We start from the raw sequence: 20,342 nt of genomic DNA, 5'->3' as shown, positions 1-20,342 counted from the left end.
CTAGGGAGTGTTAAAGAGTGGTTAGTTTTGGTCCCAGCGTGAGAAGTGGCGTTCCAATGCCACGAGCAGTGCGTTCACCACATATCCGAGTACGGAAACAGTCAAGATGGCTGCGTACATCTGCGGGATCAGGAAACTGGCCTGGGAGTTGGTGATGAGGTAACCCAACCCGGCCTTGGCCCCGATCATTTCCGCGGCAATCAGAACCAGCACCGATGCGGTTCCGGCCATCCTGATGCCAGTGAAAATGGTGGGAACCGCTGAGGGGAGGATGACCTTGGAAAAAATCTCCACGTTGGTCAGGCCCAGGGTTCGTGCGGCCCGGATCAGCAGCGGATCCACGTTGCGTGCACCCAAGATCGTGTTCAGCAGGACCGGGAAGAACGCCGCATAAACAACGATTGCAATCTTCGAGGTCTCCCCAATACCCAGAATCAACGTGAAAACCGGGAGCAGCGCTAGCGCCGCAGTGTTGCGGAATACTTCCAGCAAGGGGTTCAGGAACTGTCGGATCTTCGGATACCAGGCAATAATCAACCCTGCCGGGATACCAATGGCAATGGCCAAGGTGAATCCGGCAGCGGATCGAGAGAGGCTGGCCACGATGTGGGTCCATAAATCGCCGCTGATCGCCAGCTGCCACAACGCTTGAAGCACCTCATGCAGTGGAGGGAGAAACACTTTGGCCGAGGGGGCCAGCACAAATAGCGGAAGCAACTCCCACAGCGCCAGAAACAACACGATCGCGCCGGAGCGATACAACGACTTTCCCAGCCATGCACCAGCCGGCCCCAGGGGGTTGATTCCCTGCGGAACAAGTCGCACCGGCAGAGGTTCGGCCGTTGAGACCGACGTGCTGCTGCCCTGGGTCACCTTCAGGTCGCCGCTCATGCCGCTGCTCCTGCCGGCACCGGCGCTTCACTCGTCGCCCCTGCGGCAAGGGGACTGTGCGGTGCATGTAGCAGCTGCCAAATCCGGTGGCGGTACTCGCCAAATCGAGCGGTGGAACGGATGTCATCAACCACCGAACGCTCCGGAAGATCAATATCGATGATTTCTTTGATGGTTCCAGGGCGACCAGACATCACCGCTACGCGTTGCCCGAGGTACACGGCCTCTTCAATTCCGTGGGTAATAAAAATGATGGTCGTCCCGGTCCGAGCCCAAATTTGAAGAAGCAGGTCTTGAAGCTGTTCACGGGTTTGGGCATCGAGCGCCGCAAATGGTTCGTCCATCAGCAGCACCTGCGGTTCATGGGCCAGCGCCCTGGCAATCGCTACACGCTGGCGCATCCCACCGGATAATTCGCTGGGATATCGATCCTCAAAACCCTGCAATCCCACAAGGCCCAAGTATTCGACCGCCCTGGCCCGGCGTTCGGCCCGCGAGGCGCCGCCCCGCCCACGGGCTTGGCTTTCCAAACCTACCTCGACGTTGGCCGCCGCGGTACGCCACGGGAACAGCGCATATTGTTGGAATACCACCGAGCGCTGCAGCCCGGGTCCTTCAATCCGTTCTCCGTCGACCAGCACCTGTCCCAGATCTGGTGTGCTCAGCCCGGCCAGAATGTCCAGCAAGGTGCTCTTGCCGCAACCGCTTGGCCCCACCAAGGTCACGAACTCACCATGCTCCACCTTGAGATCAAGGTGTTCAAGTGCCGTCACCCGCTGGGCTTGGGCGCCATTGCGACGGGTGAAAACCTTGCCAACGTCGATAATTTCGATGGTAGACATAAACGTTATTTCCCTTCGGTCGCGAGATCGTTGAATTCGTTGGTGTAGTAGTCGCTGGGGTTGATGTCTCCGCTATGTACACCGGTGTCGTTAAACCACGCCTGCCATTGGGTGAAGTCCGAGTCTTCGATCAACCCGTGCTCTCCAACCGCGTAGCTTTTGTAGTACTTCAGGGCGTCGGTATTCTCGCCACGGTCCCGGCCCTCGATGATGCTGCTGAGCCGTTCGATAACTTCTTCCCTGGTATGTGAGCTGGCCCAGTCCGCAGCCTTGCCTATTCCGGTCACCAGGGTCCTGGTCTGCTCGGGATATTCGTCAATGAAGTCGTCACGCAACACATACTGGCCCGCGTCGAATTCTCCGAAGTATTCGACATCGTTGAAGATCTTCGTCAGTCCGCCGTTTGCCTCGGCCACCGCTTGGAAGAGGCTGCTGAGTTGGCCTGCATCGACTTGCCCGGTGCGGATCGCCTGCTCGGTGTCGCTCGGTGGCAGGACCACCAGCTGCACCTGGCTGATTTCGTCCTCGGTCAGTCCTGCTTCACGCAGGTAGGTGCCGATCAGCGCCTCAGCGTGGGCACCGAGGGTATTCACCGCGACGGTTTTCCCAATGAAGTCGCGCGGTTCCTTGATGTCGCTGCCTTCAAGCGCGTAGAAACCAATATTGCTTTCGGCGTTGGAACCATAGGAAGAAACCACTCCTGTGATCCCGGCGCCGGCTTCCTGCAGTTTGACGACAGCCCCAGTAAACGCGCTGGCGATATCCGTCGAGTTGGTCGCAGTGTTTTGAATTTGGGAGGGTCCACTGGTGTTGTTGCCAACCCATTCCAGGGCAATACCGTCCAGGTATCCCAGATCTTCGGCCAGCTCCGGCAAGGTCACCGAATTAGCCGCCCCCTCATAACGCACATTCAATGTGCCATCGGCGTCGGGTTCCGAGGCTTGGCCACTGGCTGCGCATGATGCCAGCAATGCAGAGGCTGTCAGCAACAAGGTGGCACCAACAAAACGTTGTGTGCTTTTCCGATGAGGTACGTGGTGATGCGGCGGGGTCATTGTTCTGCTCCTTGGCGGTGGGTTCCGTGATGAGGTCGTGAGAACCATCCAAACAGGGGCGCCAAGCCTCGACTAGGGTCGTGTCATTGCGGGAAATACAACGAAACTATGGCTTTTGGTTCCGCCAAATGACGCCCGATGTGCACCAGTGGCGGCCGCGGACGCACGGTCCGGTGTGCAGGCAACATCAGGCGCGGTACATGACGTTTGTGACATCTCCCGGTGGATTCTCGCCGCCATATTCGTTGTTTAGGCCTCGGCGACGTTGCAATCATTTGCGAGCCCACGTCATCCAAAGCTCAGAAAATTTGAAAGATTTTTAATCTCGCTGACTACGTGACGCCCAGTATCCGCTTCGGGCTCCCTTAGGATGAGATCATGCCCGGAACTTCACCCACTTCGTTTGTCCCCCGGCGCTTGGCCCCGGGAGACACCCTGCGAGTTATCGCCCCTTCCTGTTCACGATCCTTTGTGATGGAGCATGACAACACCCGGTGGATCAACGAACGTTTCGACGCGTTGGGGCTGCGTGTACAGTTTGGCGATCACGTTGATGAGCGCGACGAGGTTGACAGCTCCTCGATCGACTCGCGGCTAGAGGACCTCCACGCAGCATTCGCAGATCCGGAAGTCAACGGGATCATGAGTGTTATCGGCGGATTTAATGCCAACGAGCTGTTGCCCTATCTGAATTGGGAACTGATCGCTGCCAATCCCAAAGTGTTCTGCGGCTACTCGGACATCACCGTCCTGGCCAACGCGATCTATTCGAAAGCCGGACTGATCACCTATGTCGGTGCCCACTGGTCAAGTTTTGGCATGCGCGATCATTTTGAACCGACCGGGCAGTGGTTTCGCCAGGCGACCCATGAACTCTCGTGGTCCGTTGAACACCATCATGAGTTCACCGACGATTTATGGTTTATGGATCAAGATCAACGAGAAGTCCACCCCACTCAAGGGCCGTGGATACTTAATCCGGGCAAATCCTCGGGTCGTGTGATCGGGGGAAACCTCGGTACGTTGCGTCTGCTACAGGGCGGTGAGTTCATGCCTGAGTTAGCGGGGGCATTTCTCTTTCTTGAGGACGATAGCGCCACGAACATCGACGAATTCGCGCGCAGCCTCGCTTCACTCCTGCACATGCCGGGGGCAGAAAGGATCCGAGGACTGGCTATCGGAAGATTCCAATTCGCCTCACAAATCAGCCGCAGCCTGCTGGAACTTATCGTTGCCAAACATCCGGTCCTCGCCGGGATCCCTGTGGTCGCCAACCTGGATTTCGGGCACACCAGTCCCATGTTCACCCTCCCCATCGGAGGCTGGGCCCAGCTGGATACAACCGACGGCAAGGTGCGACTGGACTTTGCCCATCAGAGCGCCAGTTGATCCGCTAAGGGATAGCGCGGCACCAAAAAATAAAGGGCTGACGTTTGCCTAGATGGCGAGCGTCAGCCCTTTAGTTCATGGTGAAGTTTCCGCAGACCGTAGAATCCTAGGTTTAGGCCTTGTCGATGGCTTCCTTCAAGGTGGTCAAAAGCAACGCCACCGAGGTCGGGTTCGCGTTGGGCCCCATCAGCCCAATACGCCACACACTATTGGCGTACTGTCCTACGCCGCCGCCAATTTCAATGTTGAACCGCTCCAACAGGTATCCGCGGACCTTGGCCGAGTCGACGGCCTCTGGCACCTTGACGGTGGTCAGTTGGGGCAGTCGGTAACCCTCTGTTGCAAAAAGCTCCAGCCCCATCTCCTGCAGTCCGTCCTGCAAGGCGGTTCCGGCGGCCTGGTGGCGTGCGGTGACCGATTCCAATCCTTCACTCAGAATTCGGTCCAGCCCGGCTTCCAAGGACGCAACCATGGCAACCGGTGCGGTGTGGTGGTAGGTGCGTCCCCCGCCGGTGCCACCGGTGGTGTATCCGCCAAGCAGGCCAAGGTCCAAATACCAGGATTGAGGTTTCTGCACTCGGCGTTCAAACGCGCGGTCTGAAATGGTGAACGGGGCCAGCCCTGGTGCAACACCGATACATTTCTGAGTGCCGGCATAACCCACATCGATGCCCCATTCATCAGCCAAAACCGGCATACCGCCAATGGAGGTCACCGCATCGGTGATCAACAGCGCGTCACCTTTGATGGCCCCGAGTGCCGCAATGTCTGAGAGCACACCGGTGCTTGTCTCGGCATGCACGGCGGCAATCACGGTTGGATTCGGGTGAGCGTCTGCCACACGCTGCGCGTCAATCGGTGTCCCGTAGTCATGTTCCACACGAACAACCGTGGCTCCAACACGAGATGCGACCTCGCACATGCGCTCGCCGAAAAGGCCGTTGATAGCAATAACTGCAACGTCGCCCGGGTTCAGGGTGTTGACGAAGGCTGCCTCCATTCCGGCAGATCCGGTCGCACTCAATGGCAGGGTGCGGGCGTTCGTTGTTCCCCAGAGGGTGCGCAGGGAGTCGCAGACCCGGTCCATTCTCGCGATAAATGCTGGATCCAAATGGCCAAGCAGCGGAAGCCCCAGTGCCGAAGTCGCTTCAGGATACGGGTTGCTGGGGCCGGGGCCGAAAAGATGGCGATGAAGAACTGGCTGAGTCATGACTGCTCACTTTCTTGACACAATGAAGCTCGAACGTAGTTCAAGCCTAGTCGCCACCTCGGACTTGAACGAAAGTTAACTTCCGTATGACAGAAGTACGAGTGAACCGGATTGGTGAAATCACACGGATCTGCCTCACTGCACGTAGGGCGACCACTTCGGTCAAACTCGCCATTTTTGTGGCCGGAAACTTCGGGGCACGCTGCGCGCCAGTGAGAAGAATGCAAAAATCAGGCTGAATCAGCCTCGATAAACTCAATCAATGCCATTGGACTTAGGTGACCTTCTAAGTGGCGCCTCCCGAATACGATGAGTGCGACGTTCGCCCGGCGTCAAGACGGCGCCTATGGAAAGTTAATCAACCTTTGCGGCATCCCTTCCTCAGAGTCCTGAGCAGGTTGTACATTCGTCCTGTCCGCTTGGGGTGGGATCACTTCGAGATTCAGTCATCCATGCTCAGATTTCGGTGCCGCGAGCATTATTTGATCGAAATTTCTGGTCAAATCTGGCCGCGCCCAACAACAAGATGTCTGGCAGTCCATCCAATGACGAGCGCGGCAGAATACTTCGTGGGGGCGTGAAGAAACGTTGATCAAAAAACTGATCAAATCTACGTCAGTCTTGTCGTGCCATGGAACCCACCCACGCGACTCGTTTCTGATCAAATTTTTTGTTCAGAAATATGTGCCGGCTCCACTCCGTCCATCACACCCGAAGCGCCGCGGCAAACATCATGATCTCCGCAGATTTTTTCATCAGGCAGCGTGCCACGGCCACAAACGTTTGCCGCATGTTGAGAGCCAACTATCCGCGCGTCTTCGCCCCGCTCTACCTCTCCAGAGGTGGCCACAAACGGTCGCACCAAGGTCAACAGCATCCGACCCAACTGACCGAATCCCCGAACAGCCAGTTCAATCGTTCCCTGAAAACACAAAACCCCCGACTCCGTAAGGAATCAGGGGTTTTAGCTGAACAGCCGGAGACTACTTGCGCAGGCCCAGACGCTCGATCAGCGAGCGGTAACGCTCGATGTCGGTGTTCTTGAGGTAGCCGAGCATACGACGACGACGACCAACCAGAGCCATCAGGCCGCGGCGGGTGTGGTGATCGTGCTTGTGCTGCTTCAGGTGCTCGGTCAGGTCCAGAATACGACGGGACATAACAGCGATCTGAACCTCAGGCGAACCGGTGTCACCCTCGTGGGTGGCGTAAGCCTTGATGATGTCATTCTTGATTGCGGCATCCAATGCCATAACAAACTCCTAGAGTTGGACCGCGTTTCATTCAATGCAAGTGTCAAACACTCACGGTGGCCATTCGCAACCGCGGACTGCAGCGAAAGCCGTCAACAATCATATCATCGACGGGTGCCCCGACGCGCCCTCCAAGCATGCGTGAGATAGGGCACCTGCACCTTCGCTTCGGGTGCATGACCCAGATGTTCCATCCAATACCAGGAAAGGTTCGCCTCCACCTTGGATCGAGTGCTTTCGCTCGCTCTGCGGTAATAGCTGCGGGACTTGGTCAGTTCAATGATCTCTGCAAAATCCAGTTCCATAGACCAGTGCCAGATCCCGTGTTCGGGTTTGCTGAATTCTTTGCCCAGCGGTGGTTCCAGCTCTGGGCGGTGCACATCACCTGCATGCATGATGCGAGCCAGCCGATGTACCCAGCCAACGCTGACGTCCAGCTGATTCCACAGCAGTGTCAACCAGCCGCCGCTGCGTAGCAACCGTGCTGCTTCCGCGCTGGCCTTGGGATGATCCACCCAATGCCAGGCTTGCGCGTACGTGACCACATCGAATTCGTTCCCCGGCAGACCGGTGTCCTCCCCTGCAGCGCAAGTGCTTGGCACCTGAGGCAGGCGTTCGGACAATACCCGGAGCATGTCAGCCGACGGATCCACCGCGCTGACGTCCAGCCCGCGGGCCACCAGCTGAGCGGTGAAAATACCGGACCCGCAACCGATATCTACCGCGGTACGCGGTTGCGACTGCAAGGTGAAGTCCAGCGCCGCCGCCGGATAGGCAGGGCGTATCTTGTCGTAACTATCCGCCTCGGTTTGAAACGCGGCGGCCAGCTCGGCTCGCCGCACAGCGTCCACCGTGAAGGCGCGTTGCGGCAGGGAAGGAATCTCAGCCATTGGGCCTAGTGCTGCTCCAAGGCCAGTACCGCACGGGCCTGCTGAACGTCTTCGGCCATTTGGTCGATCAGCGCTTCGATCCCGCGGTAGGCGACCATTGGACGCAAGTGAGAGACAAACTCGATGACAACCTGCTGGCCGTAAAGGTCAAAGTCCTCCACACCTTCATCCGGCCGGTCCATCACGTGTGCCTCAACCACCCGGGAGATACCTTCAAAGGTCGGGTTTGACCCCACGGAAATCGCTGCGGGCCAACGGATATCGGCTTCGTCGACCAACCAACCGGCGTATACCCCATCGGCAGGAATGATGCCGGAGGCATCGGCAGACAGGTTGGCCGTAGGGAATCCCAGTTCACGTCCGCGGGCGGCTCCGTGAACCACTTCGCCGCGCATACGGTGTGCGCGTCCAAGAATCGCCGCGGCTGCTTCGACATTTCCGGCGGCTAATTCTTCGCGCACCCAGGTGGAAGACAACCTTCGTTTGTCTCCGACGTCCTGAACGCCGATGACTTCGAAACCGTACTTCTGCCCTAGCTGCTTCATGTAGGGGAAGTCGCCAGAGTTGTTGCGGCCAAAACGCACATCATGGCCCACCACAACAGCCACGGCATGCAGCTTGTCCACGATGATCGACTTCACGAACTCTTCGGCGCTCTGATCAGCAAAATCAAGGGTGTAGTGGATCATCAGCACGGCGTCCAAACCAACATTGGCTAGGGTGTCCACCCGATCGGCGAGGCCCATAATCAGCTCCGGAGCACTGTCCGGACGGTGCACCAAAGCCGGGTGCGGTTCAAAGGTGATAACCACCGACTTCGCTGCACGCTGTTTGGCCTGCGAAACGACGGCATCCAGAACTTCACAGTGTCCCAAATGGACCCCGTCGAAATTGCCAATGGTTACAACAGTGGGAGCCACGTCTGTGGGGACCGCGTCCAGACCCTTCCAATAGTGCACTTTGCTCCTTTAGGGGTACTTTCTTCAGCAGATCAAAATACCCGCCAAAGTAATTCTTACATGGGTTTAGCCGTGACGCTCACTACGATTACGGTACAGCCACCACAATCCCACCAGCGGAAGCACCAGCGGAATATATCCGTAGCCCTCGCCGAAACCGCTCCACACCGACGGGTGGGCGAAAATCTCCGGGTGGGTCAGGGACAAAATCCCGACAACCAGCACACCAACCAGCTCGATGCTGACCGCCCACAGCGACACCAGCCAGGCGCGGGGTTTGGACGAGGACAGCGAGAAGGTGGCAACCGCATAGATCAGGCCTGAGATCAGCGACAGGCTGTAGGCAACCGGTGCTTCGTCGAACTTGCTCGTGATCTGGTAGACCCCACGGACCGTCGCGGCCAGGGCAAGGATGCCGTACACCGCGATGATGACCCGTCCCAGGCCCGTGGCGCGGCTGGGTTTTGGCGCATCACCGGCTTTCTTCGCTTCGGCTGCCTGCAGGATACGCGAATTGCGTGGCTTCTGACTCATGTGAAGGCTCCTATTGCCAGATCTGTTCCATGCGGAACAACATTACGAAAGTGACCAATGCCGAGGCTGATAACACGGCGTTGGACCAGCGACTTTTTTCACTCACTGCCCAGAAGAAAGCAACCGGGGGCATGATCAACGCCGTGATGAAATATCCCCAGAATTCCACCGGGTCCCCCACCACGGTTTCTCCCCCGAGTTGGCGGATTGCTGCGGCAATGCCGTAAACAACCAGATACACCTCGGTGGCGATTGTCCCAACCAGCGCCCAGTCATCTGGATATTTGCGGATTATCGTGGCGATGACCGCAATGAGCAGCGCTACCGCACAGATGATCGCGCCAGCGACAAAAAAGCCGTTCATAACAAACAAAAGGGACAATCCTCTCTGGATTACGAGCAGATCGCGGTGATTATTTGGCCGTGAAAACTAGGGTTGTCCGGGCCTTGTCGCCTTTGTCTTCAAGCAGGGCCACCAGCACGCCATTGGGTGCGAAGGCGGCTACTGGCTGGCCCGCTGGGACATCCATGGTTAGCGAGGATGCGCTGATGGCACGTCCAAACGACAGCTCAACAGCCTCGTTAACGCTGACCGTACGGCTGGGGAAAATCGCCGCTGCGGCCTTTTCGAGCGGCAGAATCTCAAACTCCTGCGCCAGTTTTTCCAGAGTCTTAGTCAACTCGATCTTGTACGGGCCGACCTCGGTGCGCCGCAACGCGGTCAAGTGCCCGCCTACGTTGAGCGCTTCACCTAAGTCGCGGGCCAGCGCACGGATGTAGGTGCCAGAAGTACAGGAAACGGTGACGTCCACATCAAGGATCTTGCCACCATTTTCGCGACGAATCTCATGGATCTCAAAACGTTTGATGGTCACCGGCCGGGACTTCAGTTCAACCTGTTCACCGGCCCTAACCCGTGCATACGACCGCTTACCGTCGACCTTGATGGCCGAGACCTGGCTGGGCACCTGTTGGATCTCGCCGCGAAGTTTTGCAACTTCTGCCTCGATCTCCTCATCGGTGACGGCAGCTGCAATACGCTCTGAGACAAGATCGCCTTCGGCGTCATCGGTGACGGTGCTCTGGCCCAGACGAATGGTGGCGGTATAAGTTTTGTCGTGTCCGACGATATAGGTGAGCAGACGGGTCGCTTTGTTCACACCGATCACCAGCACACCGGTGGCCATGGGGTCCAGAGTCCCGGCATGGCCCACCTTGCGGGTCCCTGCCAGTCGGCGGATGCGACCCACCACGTCATGGGAGGTCATTCCCTGTTCTTTGTCGACTAGTACGAGACCAGAGGCCTGCTCTTCAGTGTTCTGCCCGGCTTTACTCACGGATTAAAGTATAGGCGTTGCCCTGATCATTAGCCTGATTCAAACTCCAATGTGGTCGATCCCATGGCCTACCTTGATGTCTCAAGGATCAAAAAACCCGAGCCGTTGCCCAAGACATTCAGGGGTTCACACCATAAATCAATATGCTCGCGAAATCATGTCCCATTGACCCATGGCATCAACAACTCTAGAATCTAGACACTTGCGTGAATTATCACGCTCGGTCTGTTGGGTACGAAGTGGCTGGGGCGCTTCTCCACGAGCCGCCTCGCACGGCTTCCATCACTCGTAATTTTTTTGGGGTCTTCATATCTCACCCTGTTCCGGACGTGCGCCATCAGGTTGTCTCACCATGCAACGACTCACTTGAAGCTTGCGGGTTTTGGTCTACTTCGCGCGGTCACCATGGTGGCCGCGAGTCACCCGCAAGGCAAGGAACACCCCATGAAATTCCGTGCATTCGCAGCCGTTGCTGCGGGAGCGCTATTGGCAACGACGCTGAACGTCGTACCGGCACAGGCTGGCGGTAGCTCCTCCCATGATTCAACGGCAACAGTCAAAAACGTTGCAACACTCATTGACGGTCTCACCGGACCGTTGCGGGTTGCACATGGACCCGGTGGCAATATTCTGGTCGCAGAATCATTTGCCGGGTTGCTGTCGTCGGTGAGTCCCAACGGGACCAAAAAGGTTTTTGCCTCCTCTCCCGGCAATGAACTGGCCGCCGTGTCCTATACAGGCGGCACCACGTACTACTTCGAAAACTTGGCGGCCCCGGCCGAGGACCCTACGGCCCTTGCCCCGGCGCTGTTGAAGACCATCGATAAAAAGGGCAAAACCCGCACGCTCACCGATCTGACCAAGTGGGAGGTCAAGCTGAATCCCGACGGCAAAACCGTTTACGGGGTGCGCAAGGCTCCGCAAAGTTGTTTGGATCAGGCTCCATGGATGCAGTCCAGCGGTGAGGTGTACTCGCATCCCTACGCAACTGCGGTAGCCCGCAACAAGATCTACGTGGCAGATGCCGGCGGCAACACCCTATGGAAGGTGGATTCGCGTGGAAAGGCCAGCGTCCTGAAGGTACTCCCCGCGGAACCAGTAGTTATTGATCAGGCAATTGTTGCTTGGGCCGCCGAGGCCGGGCTTGATGTTCCGGAGTGCATGTTGGGACGGACCTACTGGGTTCAACCGGTACCTACGGATCTTGAAGTTCGGGGCGACTGGTTGTACTACTCTGTCCTGCCTGGTGCTCCTGGTGAGAATTTCGCCAAGGGCAAGGTCTACAAGCTGAACCTGAACAGCAAAAAGAGTTATGTGGTGGCGAGCGGATTGAGCGCTCCGACAGGCATCGCGTTGGATGATCGCGGCACGGTTTTTGTCACCGAACTCTTCGGCAACGGCGTCTCCAAGATTGTTAAGGGCAAAGCGGTGAATGTCCTGCCCGCAGCACTGGCATCCGACGTCGACATCAGTGGAAACAAGCTGGCGGTGAGCACCAACGCCTTGGCACCCTCCGGAGAGGTGGTCACTGGCACGCTGAAATATGGCCGGCGCTAACTTCTGAAAGGTGATATCGATCCGTGTAGGGCCCTGGGGGACCTACACGGATTTTTTCTGCCCCAGAGTCCGTTCCCACGCATCTTCAGTTTCATGAAGACCAACACCCTGACGCATCTGGAACACCGCTGAATCCAACTGGCTCTGGCCTAGATCATTTGCCCTCTGTCAGAATCTTCAAAAAAATTTCCGTCTCCTTTCCAATCCGTCAAGTGCTGGGCCTCGAATACTCGGTGAAAGCCCGCCCCACCGGGTCGGGAGAAAACGACGGCCACGGCCGTCGCCGGATAAGGAGAACGAAATGAAACTCACTCAACGGACGTTCATCCCGGCACTGGGCCTGATCGCGGTGTCCGCCCTGGGACTGAGCGCATGTTCCTCGGATACCACGGCTCCGGAGGCCTCAACCTCAATGGCGCCGGAAGCTTCCAGTTCAACATCTGCGGAGGAAAGCAGCGGTGCAGACAGCAGTGGCGGCAGCATGGATCCAACGATGAGTCTTGTTGGCTCTGGTTGCGCCGCGTACGCCGAGGCGGTTCCAAGCGGCGATGGCTCGGTGGCCGGAATGGCGCAAGATCCGGTCGCGGTCGCGGCCTCGAACAACCCGCTGCTGACCACCTTGACCAAGGCAGTCTCCGGAGAGTTGAATCCGGACGTTGATCTTGTCGATACCCTCAACGGCTCCGAATTCACCGTTTTCGCACCGGTTGATGAAGCATTCAAGGCCCTGCCGGAGAAAGACCTGAATGCGGTGGTCAAGGATTCAGACATGCTCTCCAAGGTCCTGACCTATCACGTTGTTGCCGGCCAGATCCAGCCTGCTGACCTGCCCGGAACCCACACCACCGTTGAGGGGCAGGATTTGGAAGTCACCGGCAGCGGCGAAAATCTGAAGGTGAATGATGCCGAGGTGATTTGCGGTGGTGTGCAAACTGCCAACGCGGTGGTCTACCTGGTTGACAGCGTCTTGATGCCGCCGGCAGACAAATAGTTTCACCCCGTGTTCGGCCACCGGTCTGCGCGGCGGACAGTGCACCTGATCCTTCACCGGAAACAGCTGCCTTTCCTGCCTCGTGGACCGGTGGCGCGAGCACGGCAGGCCGTTGAACCTGAATGATGGATGTGAGCCATGAGAAAGATCAAACCGTGCGTGAGACTCTTGGGTCTATGAGTTCAGAGACCACAGACGACACCCCCGACCGGGTGCAGCCCGAGCCTGAAGAACTCATGCGGCGTATCGCTTCCGGGGACGAGCGAGCCTTCGAGGTGTTCTACGACCTTTTTGCCGCGCGTGTTTTCGGGCTGATCCGACGTTTGCTGCGAGACGAAGCCCAAAGCGAGGAAGTCCTGCAGGAAGTTTTTGTTGAAGCCTGGCAGCAGGCCACCCGTTTTGATGCGGGGCGAGGCAGCGCCGCGAACTGGTTGTTCACCTTGGCCCACCGGCGCTCGGTCGACCGTATCCGTTCCAGCCAGGCAAGCAGGCAGCGTGAGCTGCGTATCGGAGTGCAGGACATCGGAACCGATTACAACGACGTTGAAGAAAACGCGGTGCTGCATGACGAAAACCGAAGAATTATTGTGGCGCTCAAGAGCTTAAGCCAGGCGCAACGAGCGGCCATCGAACTTGCCTACTTCGGCGGCCACACCCACCAAGAGGTGGCGCACCTGCTGGAAATCCCGGTAGGCACCGCCAAGACTCGCATTCGCGATGGCATGATTAAACTACGAGACCTGATGGGGGTGGCGTAATGGAACGTGATGAGCACGAACTGACAAGTAGCTACGCCCTGCATGCGCTGGGCGATGAAGAACGTGAGCGCCTGCTGGAGCAAGCCAAGCACTCCCCCACGTTGCGCGCCGAGTTGGACTCGATGGATGAAACAGCGGCCATGCTGGCGCTGAACAGCTCAGCTGTGGTGCCACCGGCACGGCTGAAGTCACGCATCATGGACGAGATTTCCCGTACCCCGCAGCTTCCACGTGAGGATCTGGTTCCGCCAACCCCTGTTGCCACGGATCAGGCAGGCACACCCCAGGCGGTGCAAACTGGCGCAGTGCCAGAAGCTGCCAGCTCACCGCGGTCTACGAAGAAGTTTTTCGCACTCGCGGCAGCCATCCTGCTTTTGGCCTCCGCGGGGCTTGGCACCGTCGTGCTGGTGCAAAACGCCGAACAGCGTGAGTTGCAGGCCCAAGTCACCACACTCAACAACCGGCAGCTTGAACTCACGCAGTTGCTGGGTGCCGCGGATGTCCAAAACAAAACTCAAAGTATGCCCGACGGCGCCACGGTGACCCTGTCCTATTCGGTGTCCACCGGCCTGATGGCTGTGACCACCACCGGAATGGCGCAGCTGCCTGAAGACCAGGGGTACGAGTTCTGGCTGATTTCGGCCCAGGGCGCCCAACCGGCAGGAATGCTGCACGGGGCCGAGGCCAACGGCCTGCAGCTGCTTTCCGGTCCCATGGACGGCATCTCCCACTTCGGTATTACCGTTGAGCCGGCGGCGGGTTCTCCCGCCCCGACCACCGAACCACTCATGGTTCAAGAACTCTAGGACCGAGGTCTCCAATCCGCGGCGGGCCTCGCTTCGAATCTGCACCAAGGGAATTCGCCCTGTGCCGGTGGCCGTGACGTGCAGCCTCGTCCCCGGTGTCGCTCTGTTCGAGGTGAAGTGTGATGGAAAAAGCAATAGCAGGCAAACGAAGCGTCGAGGCCCGCTACGCGGTGGCGGGGTTCTGTGCCGCGGCGGCGTTATTCGGCGTGGCCCAGTTCGTCGCGGTATTTTTTGCGCGATCGTCCGCGCCGTTGGTGGCCCTGGGCTCAACCTTTATTGATTTCACCCCCGCGTGGCTCAAGGACCTGGCCATCGCGTTGTTCGGGACCAATGACAAACTTGCGTTGTTTGTGTCAATGGCCGTGGTCATCTGCGTGGTTTCCTTATCTCTTGGGATATTGGCCCGGCGCAGCTTCGGCGCAGCCAGCGCCGTCATCTTGGTGTTGGCCGGCATAATTGGCGCCGCCGTGCTCACCAGGTCGCAGACCGGGGTCATGGATCTGGTTCCGGTAGGTGCGGGAACCCTCGCCGCGCTGGTCTGCCTGCGTGCGTTGTGCACCCTTGCCGCCCGGATTCCTCAAGCACCGGTGGCCGACGAACCAGGCGGCGGCCCAGAAGACGGGACGGGGCGACGTAATTTTATGCTTGGCGCGGCCGGATCGGTGGTCCTTGCACTGGCCGCGTCCTATCTAGCATCCTCGCTCTCCGTGGCCCGCAACACCGCCGAGGCCGCACGCAAGGTCTTGCGGCTCCCGGCGGCCCGCACGAAAGCTCCCGCAGTCCCACCCGGCGCGCAACTGGATCTGGCAGGGATGCCGCAGTTCGTGACCCCCAACCAGGACTTTTACCGGATTGATACCGCTCTGTCGGTACCCGGGATAGATCCGGCGCAGTGGTCGCTGCGGGTGCACGGGATGGTGGAACATGAATTCACCCTGAGCTTCGAAGAGCTGCTCGCAGCGGATCTGGTGGAACACTACCTGACCTTGACCTGCGTCTCCAACCCGGTAGGCGGCGATTTGGTGGGCAACGCCAAATGGCTGGGCTATCCGCTGCGTGAGCTGCTGGCCCGCGCCAAACCGACCGGTCAGGCCGATATGGTGCTGTCCACCTCGATCGACGGGTTCAGCGCTTCCACCCCCTTGGAGGCCCTGACCGATGACCGGATGGCGCTGCTGGCCATCGGCATGAACGGCGAGCCGTTGCCGCTGGAGCACGGCTTCCCGGTGCGGATGGTGGTTCCCGGACTCTACGGGTATGTTTCAGCGACCAAATGGGTGGTGGACCTTGAGGTGACACGTTTTGCGGACAAGGCGGCCTATTGGACTACCCGGGGCTGGTCGGCCCGCGGGCCGATCAAGATGTCTTCCCGGGTGGATACCCCGCAATCCTTTGCCAAGGTCGCTTCGGGACCGCTGGCCATCGGCGGCAGCGCGTGGGCGCAGACCCGCGGTATTTCCCGGGTCGAGGTCAGGATCGATGACGGCTCGTGGAATGAGGCGACGCTGGGAGACCAGATGGGACGAGATACCTGGCGCCAGTGGCGTTATCTGTGGCAAGAGGCAACACCGGGCACCCATGCGGTCAGCGTGCGGGCCTATGACCAGCATGGCGAGCTGCAAATCGAGCAGCGTGCGAACCCGGTGCCCGACGGGGCTTCGGGCTGGCACCGGGTGCAGTTCACCGTCGAATGAAACTCCACCCTTGGCAGGTTTCAGCCCTCACTCAGGAGTTTGATGGTTTTCGCTACCCGCCGTGCCCGGGTGTCCTCGCCTCGGGCCGCATTAATGGGGTCCACCTGGGCACGCTGCTTGCTGTAGGACAGGGCGTTCCAGGCATCCGCCAACGCCGGTTCGGCAGAGAGCAGCACCAAAAGGTCTTCCGGGACCTCCACCGTGCGGGGTTCCTCATCAAGTTCCAGGCTCACGCTGATCTCGTCGCCGGCACCGCGGCCCGTGGCCGTGCGGGTTTCGGCATTAAATGAGATCAGGAACTGGCCGCCCATCGACGCGACGGTGTTCCGATAGCTGTATTCCCCGTCAATCGTCACCACCACCGGCACCCGTTTGCCGTGTGCGAATCCGCGCACAATGTCATCGGGAACAACAATCCCCACGTTGTTGCCGCCGGTGGCAATCAGTGTCGTCGTAAATTTCGGCATGTGCTGCTCCTGAACTCGCATCGCTAGTTGACAACACGTTAGCCCAAAAAGTCGATGCTGACTAGAACCGTTGCGTTATTGCAAGGCAATTTATACACCAGTACCCCAGGCGGCGCAGCGTACTGTGCGCCGCCTGGGGCATTAGTTCGACGGGTGAAACTCGGTTGCGGGTTAAAGCCTAGGCTTCGTCCTGCTCCTGGTCATCCTTCTTGTAGGGGTCCTCGTCGCCGGCAAAATGTTTGCCTTCACGCAGGGCCGCCACTTCGGCGTCCTTTTCACGGGCCTTGGCCAGCAGTTCCTCCAGGTGCGAAGCGCCTTCGGGGATTTCGTCGGCCACAAAGCTCAAGGTCGGGGTCAGCCGAATGGTCAGGTTGCGGCCCAGCTCCTTGCGCAGGGCCCCCTGGCGCTTTTCAAGCATGGAGGCGACATCCTTTTTCAGGTCGTCGTCGCCGAACACCGTGTAGTACACGGTGGCGTGCTGCAGGTCGTTGGTGACGCGTGCGTCAGTCACCGTCACGTTGTCGATGCGTTCGTCTTTGATGACGGTGCGCAGGGACTGGGCCATGAGGACCTGCACGCGCTTGGCAAGGCGTGCGGCACGGGCTGAATCAGCCATGGTTTTCTCCTTATGGTTCAAAATTTGTGGGCGCCTGACCACATACTAGCGGTCAAACGCCCACAAATTGCTAAGTCACGAAGCTAACGGCGCAAGGCTGTTAGGCGCGTGGCTTCTCGCGCATCTCGAAGGTCTCGATGATGTCGCCTTCCTTGATGTCGTTGAACGAGCCAAGGCCGATACCGCATTCGAAGCCCTCGCGGACCTCGGTGACGTCGTCCTTCTCGCGGCGCAGCGAGTCGATCGACAGGTTGTCTGCAACCACGTTGCCGTCGCGCACCAAGCGGGCCTTGGTGTTGCGCTTGATGGTGCCCGAGCGGATGATCGAACCGGCAATGTTGCCGAACTTCGAGGATCGGAAGACCATGCGGATCTCGGCGGTGCCCAGCTCCACTTCTTCGAACTCCGGCTTGAGCATACCCTTGAGCGCTGCTTCGATGTCATCGATCGCCGCGTAGATGACCGAGTAGAAGCGCATGTCCACGCCTTCTTTGTCGGCCAGTTCGGCAACACGCTCGGCTGGGCGGACGTTGAAGCCAATGATGATCGCGTTGTCCACGGTCGCCAGGTTGACGTCGTTCTGGGTGATCGCACCCACACCGCGGTGGATCACGCGCAGCTGCACGTCGTCTCCCACGTCGATCTTCATCAGCGAGTCTTCCAGTGCTTCAACAGCACCGGAGGCGTCGCCCTTGAGGATCAGGTTCAGGGTATCGATCTTGCCCTCGGCCACAGCCTTGTCGAAGTCTTCCAGGGTGATGCGCTTGCGACGCTTGGCCAGCATGGCGTTGCGTTCCGCGGTCTCACGCTTGTCAGCGATCTGACGGGCGGTGCGCTCGTCGTCGGTGACCAGGAAGCTGTCGCCTGCACGCGGCACGGAGGACAGGCCAAGGACCTGCACCGGACGCGAAGGCAGAGCGATATCCAGGTTCTCGCCGTTCTCGTTGAACATTGCACGCACACGGCCGTGGGCGGTGCCCACCACCATGGTGTCGCCCACCGCGAGGGTACCGGACTGGACCAGGACGGTGACCACGGAACCGCGGCCCTTATCCAGGTTGGCTTCGATTGCCACACCGCGAGCGGACTTGTCAGGGTTTGCCTGCAGTTCCATGACATCGCTGGTCAGCAGGACAGCGTCCAGCAGATCCTCGATGCCCAGCTTCTGCAGCGCCGAGACCTTCACGAACATGGTGTCTCCACCGTATTCTTCGGGAACCAGGCCGTACTCGGTGAGCTGACCCATGACCTTGTCAGGGTTCGCATCCGGCTTATCAACCTTGTTGACCGCCACGATGATCGGCACACCGGCCGCCTGCGCGTGGTTCAGCGCCTCAACGGTCTGCGGCATGACGCCGTCATCCGCTGCGACAACCAGCACGGCAACGTCGGTGACCTCGGCACCACGGGCACGCATGGCGGTGAACGCCTCGTGGCCCGGGGTATCGATGAAGGTCATGGCGCGTTCGCGACCCTCGTGCTCGTGGGTGATCTGGTAGGCACCGATGTGCTGGGTGATGCCGCCGTGCTCGCCCTCGATCACGTTCGACTTGCGGATTGCATCCAGCAGTCGGGTCTTACCGTGGTCGACGTGGCCCATGATGGTGATGACCGGGGCGCGCTCTTCAAGCTCGTCCTCGCCCTCAGCCTCGAGTTCGGCTTCCAGGTCAAGGCCGAAGCCTTCAAGCAGCTCGCGGTCCTCATCCTCCGGGGAGACAACCGATACCTTGTAACCCAGCTCTTCGCCGAGGACCTCGAAGGTTGCCTCGTCCAGCGACTGGGTGGCGGTAGCCATTTCACCGAGGTGGAACAGCACGGTCACCAGGGCTGCCGGGTTTGCACCGATCTTGTCAGCGAAGTCGGTGATCGATGCGCCACGGCGCAGACGGATCTCGGTGTCGCCGGTGCCGCGTGGAACATTCACGCCGCCCAACGACGGAGCGCTCATCTGCTCCAATTCCTGGCGCTTGGCGCGCTTGGACTTGCGCTGCTTGCCGCGACCGGCGCCTCCCTTGCCGAAGGCACCGCCGACGCCGCCGCGACCGCGCGGGGCACCCGGACGGAAACCGCCACCGGTACCGCCGCCAGCACCTGCTCCGCCACCGCCGCCTGGGCGGCCGCGACCACCGGCACCGGCGCCTGGGCGACCGCCGCCGGCCGGAGCCGGACGATCGGTGCGGTTAGGCATCATGCGCGGGGTGGCGGTGGTGCCACCCGGGCGCGGTGCGCCTGCGCCTGCTGGGCGCGGGCCACCGGCACCGGCTGGGCGTGGACCGCCCTGACCGGCTGGACGCTGGCCGTCGCGTGGCGGGCGTGGACCGCCCTGGCCTGCACCGGCACCTGCCGGACGCGGACCGCGCTGGCCGTCGCGTGGCGGGCGAGGACCGCCCTGGCCTGCACCGGCACCAGCCGGACGCGGACCGCGCTGGCCGTCGCGTGGCGGACGAGGACCGGCAGATCCGCCCTCGGAGCGCATACCCTGCTGCGAGCTGAACGGGTTGTTGCCCGGACGCGGACCGCCTGGACGTGGTGCCCCCGGACGAGGAGCGCGCGAGCCGTCACGACCGCCACCGCGGCGTTCGGTTGGCTCGTTGGTGCGCATACCCTGCTGGGAGCTGAATGGGTTGTTGCCCGGACGCGGGGTACCTGGCTTGGGAGCCGGGCGTGCGCCTGGCTTAGGTGCACCCGGAACCGAGGCACCCGGGGTTGCCTGGGCCTTCGGTGCTGCCGGGGCGGCTGGAGCCGCAGGGGCGGCAGCCGGCGCGGCCTTTGGCTCAGCCGGCGCAGCGGCGGCTGGCTTGGCGGCCGGGCGCGGGCCCGGGGTGGCGGCGGCAGGCTTCGGAGCGGCCGGACGGCCTGCACCCGGGGTTGCCGCCGGACGGGCCGGAGCTGGCTTGGCAGCGCCGGCATTCGAGCCCGGGAATGCGTCGCGCAATTTGCGTGCTACCGGGGGCTCGACAGTGGAGGACGCGGAGCGAACGAACTCGCCCATGTCCTGCAATTTGGTTAGTGCTTCTTTCGAAGTGATTCCGAGCTCTTTGGCGAGCTCGTGAACGCGGGGTTTAGCCACATCTCTCCTGTGTTGATGTGATC

Annotated in this window: 19 protein-coding genes; 6 read left to right on the top strand and 13 right to left on the bottom strand. The window is 60.0% G+C overall.

The window, feature by feature from the left end:
* Positions 1-21: 21 nt before the first annotated feature.
* Genes ACIOWL_RS07025 through ACIOWL_RS07015 form a run of 3 tightly spaced genes read right to left on the bottom strand, consistent with a single transcriptional unit; the run spans position 22 to position 2,788 of the window.
* A complete protein-coding gene (locus ACIOWL_RS07025) occupies positions 22-891 on the bottom strand; it encodes an ABC transporter permease (protein ID WP_400383035.1) in 870 nt (289 codons plus the stop codon).
* Positions 888-1,733: an ABC transporter ATP-binding protein gene (locus tag ACIOWL_RS07020; RefSeq protein ID WP_400383033.1), complete on the bottom strand. Its 846-nt coding sequence runs from the start codon at positions 1,731-1,733 to the stop codon at positions 888-890. The genes ACIOWL_RS07025 and ACIOWL_RS07020 overlap by 4 nt, the downstream gene beginning before the upstream one ends.
* A 5-nt stretch (positions 1,734-1,738) precedes the next feature.
* A complete protein-coding gene (locus ACIOWL_RS07015; RefSeq protein WP_400383031.1) occupies positions 1,739-2,788 on the bottom strand; it encodes an ABC transporter substrate-binding protein in 1,050 nt (349 codons plus the stop codon).
* 378 nt (positions 2,789-3,166) lie between these two features.
* Between ACIOWL_RS07015 and ACIOWL_RS07010 the strand changes: the two genes are divergently transcribed.
* On the top strand, positions 3,167-4,177 hold the full coding sequence (locus ACIOWL_RS07010) for a S66 peptidase family protein (RefSeq protein WP_400383029.1): 1,011 nt from the start codon (positions 3,167-3,169) through the stop codon (positions 4,175-4,177).
* Between the two features lie 112 nt (positions 4,178-4,289).
* Here the strand turns inward: ACIOWL_RS07010 and ACIOWL_RS07005 are convergent, their stop codons facing one another.
* From ACIOWL_RS07005 to truB, 7 genes are all read right to left on the bottom strand, one after another.
* Positions 4,290-5,387, bottom strand: coding sequence for a pyridoxal-phosphate-dependent aminotransferase family protein (locus ACIOWL_RS07005; protein ID WP_400383027.1), 1,098 nt, complete (start codon positions 5,385-5,387; stop codon positions 4,290-4,292).
* A 983-nt stretch (positions 5,388-6,370) separates the two neighbouring features.
* Positions 6,371-6,640 (bottom strand): 30S ribosomal protein S15, encoded by a 270-nt coding sequence (rpsO, locus tag ACIOWL_RS07000; protein WP_400383025.1) that lies wholly within the window; start codon positions 6,638-6,640, stop codon positions 6,371-6,373.
* A gap of 104 nt (positions 6,641-6,744) precedes the next feature.
* Positions 6,745-7,530: a class I SAM-dependent methyltransferase gene (locus ACIOWL_RS06995; RefSeq protein WP_400383023.1), complete on the bottom strand. Its 786-nt coding sequence runs from the start codon at positions 7,528-7,530 to the stop codon at positions 6,745-6,747.
* A 5-nt stretch (positions 7,531-7,535) separates the two neighbouring features.
* Positions 7,536-8,489: a bifunctional riboflavin kinase/FAD synthetase gene (locus ACIOWL_RS06990; RefSeq protein ID WP_400383021.1), complete on the bottom strand. Its 954-nt coding sequence runs from the start codon at positions 8,487-8,489 to the stop codon at positions 7,536-7,538.
* 66 nt (positions 8,490-8,555) lie between these two features.
* Complete coding sequence (locus tag ACIOWL_RS06985) at positions 8,556-9,023, bottom strand: hypothetical protein (protein ID WP_400383019.1); 468 nt, start codon at positions 9,021-9,023, stop codon at positions 8,556-8,558.
* 10 nt (positions 9,024-9,033) lie between these two features.
* Entirely contained in the window at positions 9,034-9,387 is a 354-nt protein-coding gene (locus ACIOWL_RS06980) for a hypothetical protein (RefSeq protein WP_400383264.1), read from the bottom strand.
* 49 nt (positions 9,388-9,436) lie between these two features.
* The gene (truB, locus tag ACIOWL_RS06975) at positions 9,437-10,360 is read right to left on the bottom strand and encodes a tRNA pseudouridine(55) synthase TruB (protein ID WP_400383017.1); all 924 of its coding nucleotides are present in this window, start codon (positions 10,358-10,360) and stop codon (positions 9,437-9,439) included.
* A gap of 444 nt (positions 10,361-10,804) precedes the next feature.
* On the opposite strand from truB, the gene ACIOWL_RS06970 reads away from it, so the two are divergent.
* The 5 genes from ACIOWL_RS06970 (at position 10,805) to ACIOWL_RS06950 (ending at position 16,166) form a co-directional block, all read left to right on the top strand.
* Positions 10,805-11,917, top strand: a complete 1,113-nt coding sequence (locus ACIOWL_RS06970; RefSeq protein ID WP_400383015.1) for a ScyD/ScyE family protein — start codon at positions 10,805-10,807, stop codon at positions 11,915-11,917.
* Positions 11,918-12,218: 301 nt separating this feature from the next.
* The gene (locus tag ACIOWL_RS06965) at positions 12,219-12,908 is read left to right on the top strand and encodes a fasciclin domain-containing protein (protein ID WP_400383013.1); all 690 of its coding nucleotides are present in this window, start codon (positions 12,219-12,221) and stop codon (positions 12,906-12,908) included.
* Between the two features lie 176 nt (positions 12,909-13,084).
* The gene (gene sigK, locus ACIOWL_RS06960) at positions 13,085-13,666 is read left to right on the top strand and encodes an ECF RNA polymerase sigma factor SigK (RefSeq protein ID WP_400383011.1); all 582 of its coding nucleotides are present in this window, start codon (positions 13,085-13,087) and stop codon (positions 13,664-13,666) included.
* A complete protein-coding gene (locus tag ACIOWL_RS06955; protein ID WP_400383009.1) occupies positions 13,666-14,472 on the top strand; it encodes an anti-sigma factor domain-containing protein in 807 nt (268 codons plus the stop codon). Before sigK ends, ACIOWL_RS06955 begins: the two co-directional genes overlap by 1 nt.
* Positions 14,473-14,594: 122 nt before the next feature.
* Positions 14,595-16,166 carry a molybdopterin-dependent oxidoreductase gene (locus ACIOWL_RS06950; protein WP_400383007.1) on the top strand — a complete coding sequence of 524 codons (1,572 nt, stop codon included), beginning with the start codon at positions 14,595-14,597 and terminating at the stop codon, positions 16,164-16,166.
* A 20-nt stretch (positions 16,167-16,186) separates the two neighbouring features.
* Here ACIOWL_RS06950 and ACIOWL_RS06945 read toward each other — a convergent pair whose 3' ends face one another.
* The 3 genes from ACIOWL_RS06945 to infB all read right to left on the bottom strand — a co-directional run bounded on the left by ACIOWL_RS06945 (position 16,187) and on the right by infB (position 20,319).
* Entirely contained in the window at positions 16,187-16,633 is a 447-nt protein-coding gene (locus ACIOWL_RS06945; RefSeq protein WP_400383005.1) for a YdeI/OmpD-associated family protein, read from the bottom strand.
* A gap of 178 nt (positions 16,634-16,811) precedes the next feature.
* A complete protein-coding gene (gene rbfA / locus ACIOWL_RS06940) occupies positions 16,812-17,249 on the bottom strand; it encodes a 30S ribosome-binding factor RbfA (protein WP_400383003.1) in 438 nt (145 codons plus the stop codon).
* 100 nt (positions 17,250-17,349) lie between these two features.
* A complete protein-coding gene (infB, locus tag ACIOWL_RS06935) occupies positions 17,350-20,319 on the bottom strand; it encodes a translation initiation factor IF-2 (protein WP_400383001.1) in 2,970 nt (989 codons plus the stop codon).
* Positions 20,320-20,342 lie beyond the last annotated feature (23 nt).

The organism is Glutamicibacter sp. NPDC087344, from assembly GCF_044744225.1.
Classification (GTDB): Bacteria; Actinomycetota; Actinomycetes; order Actinomycetales; family Micrococcaceae; genus Glutamicibacter.
This window is presented reverse-complemented; position numbering and strand designations above follow the sequence as displayed.

Bases quoted from the DNA above. Each gene is read 5' to 3' on its own strand.
- ACIOWL_RS07025 (WP_400383035.1), bottom strand. From the start codon at position 891: ATGAGCGGCGACCTGAAGGTGACCCAGGGCAGCAGCACGTCGGTCTCA.
- ACIOWL_RS07020 (WP_400383033.1), bottom strand. From the start codon at position 1,733: ATGTCTACCATCGAAATTATCGACGTTGGCAAGGTTTTCACCCGTCGC.
- ACIOWL_RS07015 (WP_400383031.1), bottom strand. From the start codon at position 2,788: ATGACCCCGCCGCATCACCACGTACCTCATCGGAAAAGCACACAACGT.
- ACIOWL_RS07010 (WP_400383029.1), top strand. From the start codon at position 3,167: ATGCCCGGAACTTCACCCACTTCGTTTGTCCCCCGGCGCTTGGCCCCG.
- ACIOWL_RS07005 (WP_400383027.1), bottom strand. From the start codon at position 5,387: ATGACTCAGCCAGTTCTTCATCGCCATCTTTTCGGCCCCGGCCCCAGC.
- rpsO (WP_400383025.1), bottom strand. From the start codon at position 6,640: ATGGCATTGGATGCCGCAATCAAGAATGACATCATCAAGGCTTACGCC.
- ACIOWL_RS06995 (WP_400383023.1), bottom strand. From the start codon at position 7,530: ATGGCTGAGATTCCTTCCCTGCCGCAACGCGCCTTCACGGTGGACGCT.
- ACIOWL_RS06985 (WP_400383019.1), bottom strand. From the start codon at position 9,023: ATGAGTCAGAAGCCACGCAATTCGCGTATCCTGCAGGCAGCCGAAGCG.
- ACIOWL_RS06980 (WP_400383264.1), bottom strand. From the start codon at position 9,387: ATGAACGGCTTTTTTGTCGCTGGCGCGATCATCTGTGCGGTAGCGCTG.
- ACIOWL_RS06970 (WP_400383015.1), top strand. From the start codon at position 10,805: ATGAAATTCCGTGCATTCGCAGCCGTTGCTGCGGGAGCGCTATTGGCA.
- ACIOWL_RS06965 (WP_400383013.1), top strand. From the start codon at position 12,219: ATGAAACTCACTCAACGGACGTTCATCCCGGCACTGGGCCTGATCGCG.
- sigK (WP_400383011.1), top strand. From the start codon at position 13,085: ATGAGTTCAGAGACCACAGACGACACCCCCGACCGGGTGCAGCCCGAG.
- ACIOWL_RS06955 (WP_400383009.1), top strand. From the start codon at position 13,666: ATGGAACGTGATGAGCACGAACTGACAAGTAGCTACGCCCTGCATGCG.
- ACIOWL_RS06950 (WP_400383007.1), top strand. From the start codon at position 14,595: ATGGAAAAAGCAATAGCAGGCAAACGAAGCGTCGAGGCCCGCTACGCG.
- ACIOWL_RS06945 (WP_400383005.1), bottom strand. From the start codon at position 16,633: ATGCCGAAATTTACGACGACACTGATTGCCACCGGCGGCAACAACGTG.
- rbfA (WP_400383003.1), bottom strand. From the start codon at position 17,249: ATGGCTGATTCAGCCCGTGCCGCACGCCTTGCCAAGCGCGTGCAGGTC.